The organism is Pseudomonas sp., from assembly GCF_049590575.1.
In the GTDB taxonomy this organism is placed as follows: Bacteria; Pseudomonadota; Gammaproteobacteria; order Pseudomonadales; family Pseudomonadaceae; genus Aquipseudomonas.
Window position 1 is genome coordinate 1 of the sequence record NZ_JBAWDE010000384.1, and the last position, 16,249, is coordinate 16,249.

A 16,249-nucleotide genomic window follows, 5' to 3' on the forward strand; every position below is an offset into this window, starting at 1 on the left:
ACGGCGAGCAACGCGGCTTCGGCGTGGGTCAGTTGCGCCGGCGACTTGCCCAGGTACGCCCAACTGGCCGCCGCCACACCCTGCAACGTGCCGCCAAACGGCGCGCGGTTCAGGTACAGGTTGAGAATCTGCTCCTTGGACAGGTGCCACTCCAGCTGCGCCGTACGCCACAATTGGCGCAGCTTGCCGTGAAAGGTCCGGGAGTGGGGATCGAGCAGCCGCGCGACCTGCATCGACAAGGTGCTGCCGCCGGACACCACCCGTGCACCCGTGAGGTTCTGCCACGTCGCTCGCGCCAGCGCCAGCGGGTTCACGCCGGGATGCTGAAAGAACCAGCGGTCTTCGTACGTCAGCAGTGCATCGAGGTAATACGGCGACACTTCGCTGGTTTGCACCGGATAACGCCACACACCGTTGGCATCGGCAAACCGCCACAACGGCGTGCCATCCTCGGCCAGCACCACCCTGGCGAGGTCATCCTGAGGCAACGGCAGCGGCCAGATCCGATCAGCCAGCCATAACAGCGCTATCACCAAAAGCAGGCTCGCCAGGCTCCAGCGCACAACTAAACGCAAATTCAAACCCGCAAACCTCTATGCTTCAAGGGAACTCGCCTTATTGTTAAACGACAAAAGGCTCAGTGCTGGCAATTTCGTCCACTCTTTCATCGAGACACACCTATGCAAGCAGACTTTTTCGGATGGCTGGGTCACGCACTCGGCTCGATCATCCACTACATCGTCGAGTTCTTCAGCGGGTTGTTCAATATGCTGTCCAGCGCCGGCGGTGACTTTGTCGAAGGCATGTCCCGCGCTTTGGGTATGGATACGTCGATCATCAGCATCATCACCCTGATCGTCGGCCTGCTCCTGCTGTACTCCGCCGTCCGCGCCTTCATGCGCGCCTCGATCATCATGGGCGTTATCTGGCTGATGTTGGGCCTGTGGCTGCTGAGCTGGGTCGTACACTGATCTTCAAAACACTTCAGGTTAGCTGTGGGAGAGGCTTGCCCCCGATAGCGGTGCATCAGTCAGCCTATCTGACACTGATCCACCGCCATCGGGGGCAAGCCCCCTCCTACATTTGAACTGCGTTCCTTCAGCCAGACCTCAGCGGCCTTTGATCACCAGATCCGCCGGAGTCTCGCCTACCGCCTGCCAGTTCGGCCGGTACATCGACTCCACCTGCGGCGGCGGCACCCGGTAAATCCCCGGCGTCACCGCCCGGGCCAGGTACAGCAAGTGCGTGGTGCCGGAGCCATCCAGATTCATCGCCGCCACATAGCGGTCATCCCTGAACTCCTGATGCTTGAGTGATGCGTTCTGCATCGACTCGCGCCACTCCTTGACCTGGGTGCTGGCGTTTTCCAGGCTGGCAGCGCTTTGGGCCAGGTTCTGGTTTTCCAGCTCCAGGCCCGCCGGCAGCAGATCCACCACCAACGCATCCGGCACCCGCTGCTTGGCGCTCACCGCCAGATGCACCAGCACCAGATCACCGCTGTTGAGATTGCGCAGGTTCAGCGGCTGACCGTTCATGCCCAGGTATTCACGACGGATACTCAGGTTGTCGCCACCCGCGGCCGGGGGCACTTGTGGGTAACCCGAGATCGTCAGTTGCTGGTACACCGGCGTATCGCCCTGATTGCTCAAGGCCAGGTCGCTGGACAGCAGCTTGCCTTCCAGTTCCAGGCTCGACTGTTGATTATTCAACGCCTGCACGCCACCGCTGCCGGTGAGCGACACCTGCCAGTTGGCTTCCGGTTTGGCGAAACCAAGGCGCCCAGCCATGAACAGCGAATTACGCTCCTGGGTCGACAAATACGGGCTGGCTGCCAGCTGATCGGACAGGGTGAACAAACGCTCCTCACGCTTGCCCTTGGCCAGGTCATTTTCTTCCAGCAGGGCCAGGATCATCGCCTGATCACGCAGCGGGCTGCCGTAGTCGGCCAGCCATTGATTGCCATCGCGCTGCGCCGCCAGGCCCGCCGACAGCGCCTGATCGGCACGCGGCTGGTCGCCCATTTTCTGCAGAGCAATGGCCAGCTGCACCAGCGGCAAGCCGGAGCGCGCATCGCTGCGGCGGTCGAAAATACTGCGCAACGCGCCCAACGGGGCCTGCTGGCTGCGCGCCAACACCATGCCGGCGTAGGCCTGCACGGCAAAGCGCGTGTGGTCGGCGTTGTCGCTGTAGTCGACCTCGATCAGGTTGCGTTCCTGCACATAACGCAACAGACGCTCGCTGGCTTTTTTCAACGCCTCGGGCGGTACGGCAAAGCCCTGGTCGCGGGCCCGCAGCAGGAAGTCGGTGACATACGCCGTCAGCCAATATTCCTCCTCGCCATCGGCGCCCCACAGGCCAAAGCTGCCGTTGTAGCGCTGCATGCCCAGCAGGCGCTCGATGCCCAGCTCGATCTTGCGTTTGCGCTCGCTGTCGGACTCACCTTTGATCGACAGGCGCTTGAGCAATGCATCGTCGGCATACAGCGACGGGTACAGGCCGCTGGCGGTCTGCTCCAGGCAACCGTAGGGGTAAGCCTTGAGCGCGCTGATCTGCGCGCCGAGGTTCAGCGGTGGCCGGCTCGACAGGCTCAGCAGCGCTTCACGCCCCGAGGCGTCGAACTGGTCCAGCGTGCCGGCGGGCAGGGTCCACGGTTCACTTTTGAGTACCGCACGGTAGTGCTTGAGCAACGCCGGATAAGCCGGGCGCACCCCCAGGGTCCATTCGCGGCTGAACGCCGGCAGGTTTTCACCCGGCAGGTCCAGGCCGTTCACCGTGACCTTGACCTTGCCTTGCCCCAGACCGCCCCAGGCTTTCACCGGGATACGCAGCGTGGTGCGCTGGCCCTGTTTCAGCTCAACCGACTGCGCGCCTGCGTTGACCAGTTCCAACTGTCCTTCGGCACTCAATTGCACGTCGAGCTTCTGCGCCTTGCCCGACAGGTTGGACAGGTCCAGCGCCAGGCTGGTCTGGTCACCACCGGCGAGGAAGCGCGGTGCCGACAGCTCAGCAATCAGCGGTGCAGCGATGACGGTCTTGCCTTCGGCCATGCCGTAGCGGTCATCGCTCCAGGCCTGGGCCATCAGGCGCAATTCACCGTTGAAGTCCGGGATGTTGACGCTGACTTCGCCCTCGCCCTGCTCATTCAAGGTCACCGGCGCGCTTTGCAACGCGACGATGGTCACGCTGGTGTCCGGGCGCTTGCCACCCTTGGCCAGCGCCGCATCACCACCGAAGGCCAGGCTGGCCAAACGGCCCTGGCCCGCTTCGATCAACTGGCCATAGATGTCGAACTGATCCACGCCATAGGCCTTGCGGCCGAACAGGCTGGAATACGGGTCCGGCGTCGGGTATTCGGTGATATTGAGAATGCCCACGTCCACCGCGGCCACCAGCACATGCACCTGTTTCGGCACGCTGCCATCGGCATTCCTGGCGTTGATCTTCACCGTCAGCGGTTGTTTGGGGCGCATTTTTTCCGGCGCGCTCAAGGTAACGCCAAGTTTGCGTTGAGTGCGATCGAGCGGCAGGTGCAACAGGCCCACAGCGCGTTTGGGGGTGATATTGGCTTTGCGCTCGCCGGGGCGAATCACCAGGGCACTCACGTACAGGTCATGGCGCGACCATTTCGGGTCAAGCTTCACGGCGAAGCTTTTGCCCTCGGCCGGCACGTCGATTTCCTGCCACCACAGTGGTCCTTCGGCCGACTCCACCAGCAGGTAGCCCTTGCCGGCCGCCGGTGGCGTTACCGTGACATTGGCGGTATCGCCGTCGCCGTAAGCAGGCTTATCCAGCGCCAGCTTGACCTGATCCGGGCGCACCGCGCCGCCTTCGGTGTTGTCCTGGGCCTGGTAACCGGCCCAGAAGCGCAGGCTACTGACCAGGCCGGTCTGCGGGTCTTCGACCTCGACGCGGTACGGGCCCGACTCCACCTGGAAGCTGACTTTGGCGGTGTCGCCGGCCTTGATGTTCAGGGTCTGCTCGTCGAGGTTGAGGAATTTCTCGTTGAAGTGGTAACTCCAGCCGTCATTCTCCGAGTAGTTCCAGTAGTAGTCACGGCGCTCGCGCACCAGGCGTACCTTGAGGTTCTGTGCGGCGAGCTTCTGCCCGTCCTGGTTGGCCACCAGCACTTCGAATTCCGCCGGGCCATCGCCGTTGGTTTCCTTGCCATCAAACAGCCCGCGCAGGCCTGGCAGTTGCTCGGCCGGCCAGATCGGCTGCACCAGGCGCCGAGTGATCGGCCGCCCGCCCGACTCCTGCAAGCTGGCTTGCACGATCAGTTGCAACGGCGACTTGGCCTCCGCCCACTTGCTTTCCAGGGTCAGTTCTTCCTGGCCCTTGGCGTCGAGTACGCTTTCGTCCAGCTCGAAATCCTGGCTCAGTTCCTCTTCGGTCACAGAGCCGAACTGGTAGCCAGGCAGCGCCTTGACCGCCTCGCGCAACGGGCGCACATAGACTTGCCCACTGACCCGATTACCGGAAGCAGGCGCGCCATACAGGTAGCGGCCATTAACCTGGATAACCGGGTTATCCGCCGGGCTCAGCGGCGTGTCGCTGCCGTTGAGTTCCAGGGCCAGGCGCTCGGGCAGGAAGTCTTCGACGAGGAATTCATACAACTGCGGCTTGCCGTCGCCCAGGTCGAACACCAACTGCCAGCGCCCAGTCGGTGCTTCGCCGGCCAGTTGCAGTTGATATTGATAAAGGCCGGACGCATCGGCATCCCACACGAACTTACGGCTGACCTGTTCATCCGGGCGGCGCACTTCAACGCTCACCGGCTGCGGCTTGACCGCGTTGCCGTCCTTGTCGCGCAGCAGGGCGTTGAGCAGCACGGTTTCACCGGGGCGATACAGGTCGCGCGGGCCGAACACAAAGAACTGCAACGGGTGCGACGGCTGGCCGCCGATATCGAACTCGGCCAGATCCAGCGCAGCGCTGTCGAGGCGCAGCATGCTGGTTTGCTCGCCTTGCTTGGCCAGCAGCACCTGGGACTTTTTCGGCAATGGCAGCTCAGCGTGGCCGCCCTTCTCAGTCTTGCCCTGGCCCAATACACGACCTTCGGCGTCAAGCACTTCGAGGTCGACGCCATCCAGCGCCTTGCCCCCTTCCAGGGCCTGGGTAAACACATCCAGGCGATTGGCGTAGCGGTGCACCGACAGGCCGATATCACTCAGTGTGAACAGTGTGGCCGGTTGCGAATAGTTGTAGGTGCCCGACGCGCGCATCACCGCCAGGTACACGCCCGGCTGCTGCAATTGCTTGAGGCCGGCGATCGGCAGCAGCAGGGTTTCACGGGTATTGCGCGCAGGGTTCAGGTCGAACCGGCCGCCGTAGACCAGATCGGCCAGCGGCAGCAATTCGCGCGATTCATAACTTTGCAGGCTGGTATTGCGCCCCCACTGCGCCAGGAACGACGGCAGGGATTCAGGCTTGATGCGGAAGAACTCGACGTCGATTTTGTCGACATTCAGCGCGATTACCGGCAGGCCTTCGGCGAGGCGCGTGGGCAGCAAGGTGCCACGGCTGGCAAAGCCGACGGTGGCTTGCAGGTCGCGGGTTTCCAGGCGAGCGCTGTATTCGGCGGCGAGCTTGTTATCGTTGACGGCTTTCACCCCGGCATCCACCGTCAGCACCAGTTTGCGCTGTGGCTCAAGGTGGCGCAGGCGCAATTCCATGAGGTTATCGGAAAGCTCCCAGGCGCCATCGACCTTGCCGGACTTGCTGTCCACCAGGTGCAGTTTGTCGGCGAATTTCTGCTCGGGGTCCAGCGGAATGGAAAAGCTCACGGACAAGGTACTGGCCCCGTCCAACTGGACCTCGGACACATCCACCACGCTCAACTCACGGCCGGCATAACGCTGCTTGAGTGCGGCCACATCCACTACCGCCTTGGCCGGCTTCGGCGTTGCGCTGGTTGCCGCTGAGGGAGCGGCAGGCGCAGCCGGTTTATCGGAGGAATCACAGGCGCTCAGCAGAGCCAGCGCGCAAGCCAGAATCAGTCCTTTGTTAAGCATGGGGCACTCGTTGTGAGAGGGGTCCGAGGGGTGAACTATATATCAGCCGGAACAGGGCCAATGGGATGCTGATCACATTGACCGACGGAGGGTGGTTTTGTTCTGGGTCCTCTTGTAACCAAGCCAAATCCCACAGCCACTGAAGATCAAAATGTAGGAGCGGGCTTGCCTGCGATAGCGGTGTATCAGTGCATACATTGACTGACCCAGCGTCTTCGCGAGCAAGCCCGCTTGCCACATTGGTTCTGCTGCGTGGCGGATGGACAGGTACAATGCCATTCCCTAGTAGGAGCCTTCATGAATTCCCTGCTCACCGACTGGCGCCACCGCCCAACCCACCGCCGTGTCTGGGCCTTGGCCGCGCCGATGATCCTGTCGAATATCTCGGTGCCGTTGGTGGCCCTGGTCGACAGCATGGTCATCGGCCACCTGCCCCACGCCCATCAGCTGGGTGCCGTGGCCGTCGGTGCCAGCCTCTACACCTTTCTCGCCTGGGCCATGGGCTTCCTGCGCATGGGTTCCACCGGTTTCGCCGCCCAGGCTGCCGGGCGCGGGGATGGCGCAGCGTTAAGGCAAATCCTGCTGCAAGGTCTGCTGCTGGCGCTGGGGCTGGCGATGTTGCTGGGCACCGTGGGCATCCCGCTGAGCCACCTGGCATTGGAGTGGATGCAGCCCTCGCCTGAACTCAACCAACTGACTCGCGAATTCTTCCACACCCGGCTGTTCGGCCTGCCCGCCGCGCTGGCCAGCTATGCGCTGGTCGGTTGGTTCCTGGGTACGCAAAACGCGCGCGCGCCGTTGGCGATTCTGCTCACCACCAACCTGGTCAATATCGCGCTGAACTTGTGGTTCGTACTCGGCCTGGACTGGGGCGTGGTCGGCTCCGCGCGCGCGTCGGTGATCGCCGAGTGGACCGGCGCCCTGCTCGGCCTGGCCCTCACGCAACGAGCCTTGCGCGCCTACCCCGGGCATATCGCCTGGGCCGCACTCAGGCTATGGCAAAGCTGGCGCCCATTGCTGGCGGTGAACCGCGACATTTTTATCCGCAGCCTGGCGCTGCAATCGGTGTTTTTCATGATCACGGTGCAGGGCGCACGCCTGGGCGATGCCACTGTGGCGGCGAATGCGCTGCTGCTCAATGGCCTGCTGCTGACCGCCCACGCGCTGGACGGCCTGGCTCATGCGGTCGAGGCCCTGTGCGGCCACGCCATCGGCGCGCACGATCGTCAATCCCTACGCCGCTCGCTGGTGGTCGCCGGCGGCTGGTCATTGATCGCAAGCATCGGTTTCGCTCTGTTGTTCGGCGTAGCCGGCCACCTGTTTATCGCCATGCAAACCGACATCCCCAGCGTGCGCGAAACCGCGGATATCTACCTGCCCTACCTCGCGATACTGCCGTTGATTGCGGTGTGGAGCTACCTGCTGGATGGGCTGTTCATCGGCGCCACCCGCGCGCGGGAAATGCGCAATGGCATGCTGCTGACGGTGCTGCTCACGCTGCCATTCGCCTGGGCCTTGCAGGGTTTGGGCAACCACGGGCTGTGGCTGACGTTCCTGCTGTTCATGGCCGTGCGCAGCCTTACTTTGTGGGCGATTGCCTGGCGTTTGAATCGGCAGAATCAGTGGCTTGGATGAAGCCCTCCACCCGGTCCAGCACCGGTGCCAGCCAGCGCAACGGCTTGGACATGGCCGCCACCAGGGTCTGGTGGTTGGTCTTGCCGAAGTAGAATTCTTCAACCGGCACGCCGGCTGCCCGCAGCTTGTTCGCCAAGCCGCCAGTGTTGCGCGTGGGGTTGACCAGTTTGTCGTCCGTCGAAGCAATCAACAGGCTTGGCGGTGCAGCGGCGCTGACGTGGTTGATCGGCTGGGAATCGGGCGGGGAGTTCGGGAAGAAAAACACCGGCTGCACGTCGGGGTTTTCAATCGGCAGGAAATCGTAGGGACCGGCCAGGCCGATCCAGCCTTTGAAGATCGAGGGCGCCAGGCCCACTTCCTTCAGCCAGCGCGGGTCCAGTGCGAGCATCGAGGCGTTGTACGCGCCCGAGCTGTGACCCATCACGTAGAGCTGTTTAGGATCGGCACCGTAATCGCCGATGTGTTGATAGGTCCAGGCGACGGCCTTGGCGTTGTCTTGCAGAAACAGTGGGTAACGCACTTGCGGGTAGAGCCGGTAGTCGGCGATCACCACCACGATGCCGCGCGAAGCCAAGGCTTCGCCGACGAAACTGTAGTCCTGCCTGGCGCCGCTGTTCCAGCTGCCGCCGTAGAAAAACACCACCACGGGCGCGTTGGAAATGGCCGGCAGAGGCCGGTAGACATCGAGCTGCTGGCGAGGGTCATCACCGTAGGCGACTGAGGAAGTCCTGGTGAAAGTACTGGAAGGCGTGAGTGCGTTGAGCACTTTGATCGGTGAGCAGGCCGCCAACAAAGCGGCGATTGCCAGGGTGAACACTTGCAGGCGTTTGCTCGACATTATTCAGGCCCTATAAAAACTGCAGGACTTGCGGCGCTCCGAATGTGGGAGGGGGCTTGCCCCCGATGGCGGAGTGTCAGGTAACTCATTTGCTACTGATGTTCCGCTATCGGGGGCAAGCCCCCCCTCCCACATTTCAGATCTCTGTCAGCCGATGTTACGACGACAGGTACGAAGAACGGGTCAGACCCAGACGCAACGCACCCAGGAACTGCGTGCGCTCACTCGCGCTGATCTTCGCGCTGGCACACTTGTCACGGTAGTGCGTCATCAACTCCTCCGGCGACAAGTGCACGTAGCGCAGCATGTCTTCGATGGTGTCGTGGGTCTCGATGCCGGCGCTGTACACCGAACCGTCTTCGCGCTGGTAGATGTTCACCGAATCGGTGTCACCGAACAGGTTGTGCATATCGCCGAGAATCTCTTGATACGCGCCGACCAGGAAGATCCCCAGCAGGTAGTCCTCACCTTCGTTCAAGGCGTGCACCGGCAGGCTGGTCTCGATGCTCTGCTCGTCGACGTACTGCTTGATCTTGCCGTCGGAGTCGCAGGTCAGGTCTTGCAGCACAGCACGGCGCAGCGGCTCTTCGTCGAGGCGGTGCAGCGGCAGAATCGGCAGCACCTGGCCGATCGCCCAGGTGTCCGGCAGGCTCTGGAACACCGAGAAGTTGCAGATGTACTTGTCGGCGAGCTTGTCGTTGAGCTCGTCCAGCACTTGGCGGTGCGAGCGCTGGCGGGCTTTCAGCGAGTTGTGCAGGCGGCGGCACACGGCGAAGTAGCACTGTTCGGCCAGGGCTTTTTCGGCCAGGGTCAGTTTGCCGTCGGCGTACTGGGTGGCCACGTCGCTCATGTAGTGCGTGGCGCGCCAGTAGGTTTCGGTGACCATTTCAATGTCGGTCGGGCCCAGCAGGTCCACCAGCCATTGCACGGTTTCCGGCAGGCTTTCCTTGTTTTCGATCAGCGGGATTTCGTCGTTGTGTTTCTCGACGTCGGTGACTTGCACCACCAGCATGGCGTGGTGCGCGGTCAGGGAACGGCCGCTTTCGGAGAAGATATTCGGGTGCGGCAGGCTCTGCGCGTCGCAGAATTCCTTGAGCATGCCCACGACCACGCCGGCGTAGTCGTCCATGTCGTAGTTGATCGAGCTGGCGTTGCGCGAGTGGGTACCGTCGTAGTCCACGCCCAGGCCGCCACCCACGTCGATGTGGTCGACCGGCAGGCCGAGGTTGCGCAGTTCGCCGTAATAACGAATGGCTTCCTTGAAACCGTGCTGGTAGTCGGCCAGGTTGGCGATCTGCGAACCCATATGGAAGTGCAGCAGGCGGATGCCCTGGTCCAGGCCGGCCGCACGGAAGCGCTCGACCACCGACAGCAGCTGCGCCGCCGACAAACCGAACTTGGATTTTTCACCGCCGGTGTCCGCCCACTTGCTCGACGCCAGAGACGACAAGCGCACGCGCAGGCCGACCTGTGGCTTGACCTTGAGGCTGGCAGCCTCTTCGATCACCAGCTCAACTTCGGATTCTTTCTCGATCACGATGAATACATTGTGGCCGAGCTTCTGGCCCATCAGCGCGAGGCGGATGAACTCACGGTCTTTATAACCGTTGCAAACGATGGTGCCGCCCTTCGGCGCCAGGGCCAGCACGGCCAGCAGCTCTGGCTTGGAGCCGGCTTCGAGGCCGATGGACACGTTCTGGGTGGCGATGATGTTCTCGATCACCGCTTCCTGCTGGTTCACCTTGATCGGGTACAGCGCGGTGTACTTGCTCTGGTATTCCAGGCGCTCGATGTTCGAGTCGAACGCACCGGTCAGCTGGCGCACGCGGTCTTGCAAGATGTCGGGGAAGCGCACCAGCAGCGGCAAGGACAAGCCGCTTTTGCGCAGCTCGTCGACTTGCTCGTAGAGGTCGACAGGCGTGCTGTTCGGGCCGTTCGGACGGACTTCAACGCGACCGGCTTCATTGATCGCGAAATATCCGGCCCCCCAATGGCGGATCCCGTAAACACTGCGGCTGTCCGCAACTGTCCATTGGCTGCCATCGTCTTTGCGTGTGCGTCGTACGGACATCGAAGTCCCCTATAAATGAAGTCGAAGGCACCGCCCCTGGTCAGAGGCTGGCGCAGTCTAAAGAATGAAAATGACGATTTGCCTGTAAGAGAGGTAGACCCCACTCGCAGGACAGAGTTTAGACACAGGTTGGGAAGAGGCTTTCAGCCGCCGGACTTCTTGGCCTTGTACCCGAGCTTGATCAGCTCGGCCAACAGCAACTCGACGTGATCGCCCTGGATTTCGATGACTGCGTCTTTCAACGCGCCACCGGTGCCACAACGCTTTTTCAGCGTGGTCGCCAATTCCTTGAGCGCGTCCTCTGCCAGCGGCACGCCGGTGATGGTGGTCACCGTCTTGCCGCCACGGCCTTTGCTCTCGCGTCGCACGCGGGCAATGCCGTCGCCTTCAGGGATCAGGGTTTGTTTGCAGGTGCACGAATCCACGGGCTGACGACAGTCCGGGCAGTGTCGACCTGCGTCGGTGGAAAATACCAGGCCACCAAGGGCGGCGAAGGATGCGGCTTTTTTGGCCACCGGCAATCCTCTTGGGAGGACAAAGACTGATCAGTGTGCGCAAAGGCGAAACACCGACCGCGAAGCCCCACTCAGGCAGGGGCAGCGCTACCGAACCGCCTAGGTGGTTCGGGTGAAAAGTCGCGCAGTGTAACGGCAAAAAGCCGACTTGCTAAGGGCCAAATGGCGCCAATTTATGCAACTTTAGCGACGCGAGGCCAGATAGCGCCGCAAGCCCTCTTGAGCGTCCGGGCAGTAAGGCTTTTGCTGGGCTTCCTGCAGGACAGTTTCAATCGGTAAAAAGCGCGCTTCCATGACTTCTTCGGGTTGCAGGCGCAACGGACCGTCCCAGACCGCCGAGTAGGATGTGCACCAGAGCCGGTTGTCGCCGTCTTCGAAATAGAAATGGTCATGTTCGACCAGCTCCACACCACCGACGCCCAACTCTTCTTCCAGCTCACGGGCCGCCGATTCGGCGTAGCTCTCGCCTGCTGCCACCATGCCGCCCGCCGCCGTGTCCCAGAAACCCGGGTACATGGCTTTGCTCAGCGTGCGCCGATGCACACACAGTTCGCCGGCGGAATTGAACAGGAAGATAAACGTGCAGCGGCCAATCAGGCCGCGCTGGCGAAGGTCGGACCTGACCAGGGTGCCGAGCAGGTTATCCTGCTCGTCTACCCAGTAGATCAGCTCAGCGTCAGAGGCCGCGCGGTGCGCAGCCTCCTTTTGAGTAACGTGCATCATCAACCCTGGTTGAGCAGTTGACGCAAGTCGATCACCGCCGCGTTGGCCCGGGAAATGTAGTTGGCCATCACCAGCGAGTGGTTGGCCAGGACGCCAAAACCGCTGCCGTTGAGGATCATCGGGCTCCACACGGGTTCCTGCGAAGCTTCAAGCTCACGAATGATCTGGCGCACACTGACGGTGGCATTTTTCTTGGCCAGTACATCGGCAAAGTCGACTTCGATGGCGCGCAGCAGGTGGGACAAGGCCCACGCCTGACCACGGGCTTCGTAGAACACGTTGTCGATCTGCATCCATGGGGTTTCCACCACTTCCTCATCGACCTGCGGCACTTCACCCGGCGCCAGCGCCTCGGTTTTCAATGCAGTGTTCAATTTGACTCGGCCAACGCTGGCCGACAGGCGTTGCGACAGCGAGCCCAGGCGGGTAGCGACATCGCCCAGCCAGTTGTTGAGGTTGTCGGCACGCGCATAGAACAGCGCACCGCGCTGGTTAGGGTCGGACAGGCGCGCCTCGTAGCGGCTCAGGGAGTTGATGCCTTCCTGGTACTCCGACTCACTGGAGGGCAGCACCCAGCTCTTGTTGTCGAAGTTGAAACGCGGCTCGGCCTTGGCCAGATCCGCATCTTCCGCCGACTGCGACTGGGAACGGGCAAAGTCTTTACGCAGGGCACGGGTCAGGTCGCGGACCTGCACCAGCACGCCGTATTCCCAGCTCGGCATGTTGTCCATCCACAGGCCTGGCGGGAAACGATCATTGGAAATGTAGCCACCAGGCTTGTTCAGCAAGGTGCCGACCACGGTTTTGAGGGTTTCGACGGTGGTGAAACCCACCACCATCTGTTTGCCGTCTTTTTCGGCGGCAATCTGCGCATTTTGCTGGACCGGGAACAGTGCCGGCTCTTCGCTCCAGTACCAACCCAGGGCGCCGGTGACCAACAGGTAAATGCCCAGTACGCTGAGCACGGCTCGGCTCATCAGCACAGTGCGTAAGTAGCTGCGGTTGGCCGACTTGGGCTCAGGGGCGGGGCCTTTGGCACTGCCTGCACGGTTTTTCCAGTCCAGCATGGCGATATCCTTTCAATCACTTGAGTTCATGCACGTCAATTGTCCGGGTGCGTTCAAACACTCCGACCACAACCCTACCCCATCGTGCCCCCCCATGCGGGGCTTTTCACCAAACTGGCACTCAGGGCAGGTTCGACTATAAAGGATGCACGTTTTTTACGCTGCGCGACCATCGGGTCGATAACTGAATAGCCCAGACTTGCAGTTAATTGACATATGACACTCATCCCATCGGAAAGATGGTGCTAGCATAGAGCCATCAGTCGACCTCAGCATGCACCCTAACTAGTAGTCAGGATATGACCGAGCCAGAAGACCCCAGCCGTGAGCGTCTCAAGCACCATTTTGCCCAGCGGGTAATTCATCAGGCACGTCAAATTCTTGAGATATGGCAGCGCCTGCAACGCAGCGAATGGTCCAGCGCCGACCTCTCTGAACTCAGCGAAGCCAACCTGCGCCTGCTGCGTTTTGCCGAGCGCTTCGAACAACCGGAACACGGCCAGCTGGCGCAGCATATCGGCGAATCGCTCAAAGCGGTGGACGACAACCGCGGCCGCCTGAGCAGCCATCTGATTACCGAACTCAATCGCTTGATGCAGCGCCTGTCGCGCACCGGCCTGCGCCAGGGCGACCAGTTGGAACAAACCTTACTGCCGCCAATGCGCAAGCCGATCTACGTGATGCTCGCCGATCACGACCGTGCCGAGCGCCTGGCCAAGCAGCTGGAATTCTTTGGCATGAGCGCCCAGTCCCTGGACAGCGTGGCGGCGTTTCACGCGTCCATGGCCGAGCGCTTGCCGTCAGCCATCGTGATGGACGTGGATTTCTGTGGCACCGGCCTGGGCCTCAAGCTCGCTGCGCACGCCCAGGAAGGCCTGGAGCAGAAGCTGCCGTTGCTGTTTTTCAGCCTGCACGAAACCGACACCCCGACCCGCCTGGCCGCCGTGCGCGCCGGGGGCCAGGAATTCCTCACCGGCACGCTCGAAGCCTCAAGCCTGCTGGAAAAAATCGAAGTGCTGACCTGCGTCGCCCAGTACGACCCCTACAAAGTGCTGATCATCGACGACTCACGGGCCCAGGCGCTGCACACCGAGCGGTTGCTCAACAGCGCCGGGATCGTCACGCGCACCTTGATCGAGCCGATCCAGGCCATGGCCGAACTGGCGGATTTCCAGCCCGACCTGATCATCCTCGACATGTACATGCCCGCCTGTACCGGGACGGAACTGGCCAAAGTCATTCGCCACAACGACCGCTACGTCAGCGTGCCGATCATCTACCTGTCGGCCGAAGACGACCTGGACAAGCAACTGGACGCGATGAGCGAGGGCGGCGACGACTTCCTCACCAAGCCGATCAAGCCGCGCCACCTGATCACCACCGTGCGCAACCGCGCCGCCCGCGCGCGCAACCTCAAGGCGCGGATGGTGCGCGACAGCCTGACCGGGCTGTACAACCACACCCACATCCTGCAATTGCTGGAGGACTGCAGCTTCCGCGCACGCCGCGAAGACAAGCCGTTGAGCTTTGCCATGCTGGATATCGACCACTTCAAACGGGTCAATGACAGCCACGGTCACCCCATGGGCGACCGCGTGATCAAGAGCCTGGCGCTGTTTCTCAAGCAGCGCTTGCGCAAGACCGACTACATCGGACGCTACGGCGGTGAAGAGTTCGCCATCGTGATGCCCGACACCGACCTGGAATCGGCCTGCAAGGTGCTGGATGAAATCCGCGAGCGCTTCGCGGAAATTCACTACCCGGCCCAGCCCCAGGACTTGTGGTGCACCTTCAGCGCCGGGGTGGTGGAACTGTGCGACGGTTCCGACAGCCTGATGATGGCCGCCCAGGCCGACGAGGCGCTGTACCGTGCCAAGGACGCCGGGCGCAACCGTGTGCAGGCCGCAAGAGCATCAAAGCAAAGTGCCATCTTTTCACCGGAATCGACTGATTCCGTCATAACCCTGTAACGGAAACGCAATAACTTCAGGCACTTATCTTTTGCTGTCGGTTGAAACCACGCATGCGCCTGAAGCTGCTGACCAATCTCAATACCCTCCTGCTGGTGGCCGTCTGCCTGGCCCTCGGGGCCACGCTCTGGTGGTCGCAACGCGCCCTGGAGCGCCCCTATTTGCTGATGGAGCGCTACCTGGGCCTGTCGCAGACTTTCCAGAACCAGGCCGCGCGCAATATCGACGACTACCTGGCCAGCGGTGATGCGCTGCGTTTGAGCAGTGCCAGCCAGAGCCTGGAAAGCCTGCTGCAACAGCTGGATGAATTGCCGGTCGAGCTCGCGCAAAACCTGCGCCCCAGCCTGATCGACCTGGACACCTTCAGCAAAACCGAGCTGCTGGCGGCCGGCAAGCTGGCCGGCGACCCGCAGGCTTTACTGCTGCAAGCCGAGCGCGAGCTGGGCGCCAACCTCGAACAGCTGAGCCAATACGCGATCGGGGTTACCTCGCCTGAAGCCGCGCGTTACCTGCCGCCGCTGCTGGCCGGCTCGCAGCACCTGGGCAAGCTGTCCCTGGCCCGCGACAAACTGGTCAGCAGCGGCCGCGCGGAGCTGGCGGACGACGTGGAGCGCGAACTCGGCAATATCCGCAATCAAGCCGACCTGCTGGAGCAACTGCCATTACTCGGGGTAAAAGCCAGCGCCGAATCCAGCGCCGATGACTTTTCGGCGATGATGGGCCTGGAAAACAACGAAAAAACCGAAGCCCAGGACACCGGCGTCGACCTCAAGCGCGAACTCAACAGCCTGCTCACCCGCTACCCCGCTGAACTCAAGCGCACCCGCGAGCAGATCCAGCAACGCGCTGACTTGGCCACCGCCACTCACCTGAAAATTGCCGCCGTGCAGCAAGCCATTGCCGGCCTGGAACCGGTGGTGCGCGCGCAACACGGGCAGATCCAGGGCGAAGTGCGCCTGATGCAAGGGGTGATGATCGGCTTGATCCTGCTGATCGCCCTGCTGATCGACACCCTGCAACGGCGCCTGGCGCGGGTGCTGACCAACTTGGCCCCAGCCTTGTCGACGTGGGCCGAAGGCGACTTCAGCCAGCCGATTACCCTGGGCAAGACCAACCGCGAACTGCGCGATATCGAAGCCTCGCTGAACCGCCTGCGCGCCTATCTGGTCGACCTGGTGGGCACCATTCGTGGGAATGCCGAAGAGGTCGCGGGCAGCAGCCGCGCCCTCGCCGAACTGAGCAGCGGCCTGCACGATGGCGCCGAGCGCCAGGCCGGGGATACCGCGCAGATCCGCGATTCCTTAGGCGAACTGGAAGCGACCATCCAGCAAGTGGCCGGTGATGCCAGCCAGGCCGCGGGGGCCAGTCGCAGCGCCGGCCAGGCGGTGGAACAAGGCCAGCGCGTCATCGGCCTGAGCC

11 protein-coding genes are annotated in these 16,249 nt (G+C 62.2%); 4 read left to right on the forward strand and 7 right to left on the reverse strand.

Annotated features, from left to right (window positions below; translation table 11 throughout):
- On the reverse strand, positions 1–581 hold a 581-nt coding region (locus WBR57_RS26400; protein ID WP_424087980.1), incomplete at its 3' end, for a transglycosylase domain-containing protein.
- A gap of 99 nt (positions 582–680) precedes the next feature.
- Between WBR57_RS26400 and WBR57_RS26405 the strand changes: the two genes are divergently transcribed.
- Complete coding sequence (locus WBR57_RS26405; RefSeq protein ID WP_424087982.1) at positions 681–971, forward strand: hypothetical protein; 291 nt, start codon at positions 681–683, stop codon at positions 969–971.
- Positions 972–1,109: 138 nt separating this feature from the next.
- Here the strand turns inward: WBR57_RS26405 and WBR57_RS26410 are convergent, their stop codons facing one another.
- The gene (locus tag WBR57_RS26410) at positions 1,110–6,011 is read right to left on the reverse strand and encodes an alpha-2-macroglobulin family protein (RefSeq protein WP_424087984.1); all 4,902 of its coding nucleotides are present in this window, start codon (positions 6,009–6,011) and stop codon (positions 1,110–1,112) included.
- 297 nt (positions 6,012–6,308) lie between these two features.
- Between WBR57_RS26410 and WBR57_RS26415 the strand changes: the two genes are divergently transcribed.
- Positions 6,309–7,646, forward strand: coding sequence for an MATE family efflux transporter (locus tag WBR57_RS26415; RefSeq protein ID WP_424087987.1), 1,338 nt, complete (start codon positions 6,309–6,311; stop codon positions 7,644–7,646).
- On the opposite strand, the gene WBR57_RS26420 is transcribed toward WBR57_RS26415, so the two are convergent.
- From WBR57_RS26420 to WBR57_RS26440, 5 genes are all read right to left on the reverse strand, one after another.
- The gene (locus WBR57_RS26420; protein ID WP_424087989.1) at positions 7,591–8,484 is read right to left on the reverse strand and encodes an alpha/beta hydrolase; all 894 of its coding nucleotides are present in this window, start codon (positions 8,482–8,484) and stop codon (positions 7,591–7,593) included. The genes WBR57_RS26415 and WBR57_RS26420 overlap by 56 nt on opposite strands.
- 157 nt (positions 8,485–8,641) lie before the next feature.
- Positions 8,642–10,555, reverse strand: a complete 1,914-nt coding sequence (speA, locus tag WBR57_RS26425; protein WP_424087991.1) for an arginine decarboxylase — start codon at positions 10,553–10,555, stop codon at positions 8,642–8,644.
- A 143-nt stretch (positions 10,556–10,698) separates the two neighbouring features.
- Positions 10,699–11,070 (reverse strand): translation initiation factor Sui1, encoded by a 372-nt coding sequence (locus WBR57_RS26430; RefSeq protein ID WP_424087993.1) that lies wholly within the window; start codon positions 11,068–11,070, stop codon positions 10,699–10,701.
- 183 nt (positions 11,071–11,253) lie between these two features.
- The gene (locus WBR57_RS26435) at positions 11,254–11,790 is read right to left on the reverse strand and encodes an NUDIX hydrolase (RefSeq protein WP_424087995.1); all 537 of its coding nucleotides are present in this window, start codon (positions 11,788–11,790) and stop codon (positions 11,254–11,256) included.
- A gap of 2 nt (positions 11,791–11,792) precedes the next feature.
- On the reverse strand, positions 11,793–12,770 hold the full coding sequence (locus WBR57_RS26440) for a DUF2333 family protein (protein WP_424088001.1): 978 nt from the start codon (positions 12,768–12,770) through the stop codon (positions 11,793–11,795).
- A gap of 389 nt (positions 12,771–13,159) precedes the next feature.
- Here WBR57_RS26440 and WBR57_RS26445 point away from each other — a divergent pair, with 389 nt between their 5' ends.
- Complete coding sequence (locus WBR57_RS26445; protein ID WP_424087997.1) at positions 13,160–14,830, forward strand: diguanylate cyclase; 1,671 nt, start codon at positions 13,160–13,162, stop codon at positions 14,828–14,830.
- Between the two features lie 53 nt (positions 14,831–14,883).
- Positions 14,884–16,249, forward strand: a 1,366-nt coding sequence (locus tag WBR57_RS26450) for a methyl-accepting chemotaxis protein (protein ID WP_424087999.1), incomplete at its 3' end; no start/stop codon positions are given.

What these genes read in the sequence shown, in the direction of transcription:
- WBR57_RS26440 (WP_424088001.1), bottom strand. Translation starts at nt 12,770, where the DNA reads ATGAGCCGAGCCGTGCTCAGCGTACTGGGCATTTACCTGTTGGTCACC.
- speA (WP_424087991.1), bottom strand. Translation starts at nt 10,555, where the DNA reads ATGTCCGTACGACGCACACGCAAAGACGATGGCAGCCAATGGACAGTT.
- WBR57_RS26405 (WP_424087982.1), top strand. Translation starts at nt 681, where the DNA reads ATGCAAGCAGACTTTTTCGGATGGCTGGGTCACGCACTCGGCTCGATC.
- WBR57_RS26435 (WP_424087995.1), bottom strand. Translation starts at nt 11,790, where the DNA reads ATGCACGTTACTCAAAAGGAGGCTGCGCACCGCGCGGCCTCTGACGCT.
- WBR57_RS26420 (WP_424087989.1), bottom strand. Translation starts at nt 8,484, where the DNA reads ATGTCGAGCAAACGCCTGCAAGTGTTCACCCTGGCAATCGCCGCTTTG.
- WBR57_RS26445 (WP_424087997.1), top strand. Translation starts at nt 13,160, where the DNA reads ATGACCGAGCCAGAAGACCCCAGCCGTGAGCGTCTCAAGCACCATTTT.
- WBR57_RS26415 (WP_424087987.1), top strand. Translation starts at nt 6,309, where the DNA reads ATGAATTCCCTGCTCACCGACTGGCGCCACCGCCCAACCCACCGCCGT.
- WBR57_RS26410 (WP_424087984.1), bottom strand. Translation starts at nt 6,011, where the DNA reads ATGCTTAACAAAGGACTGATTCTGGCTTGCGCGCTGGCTCTGCTGAGC.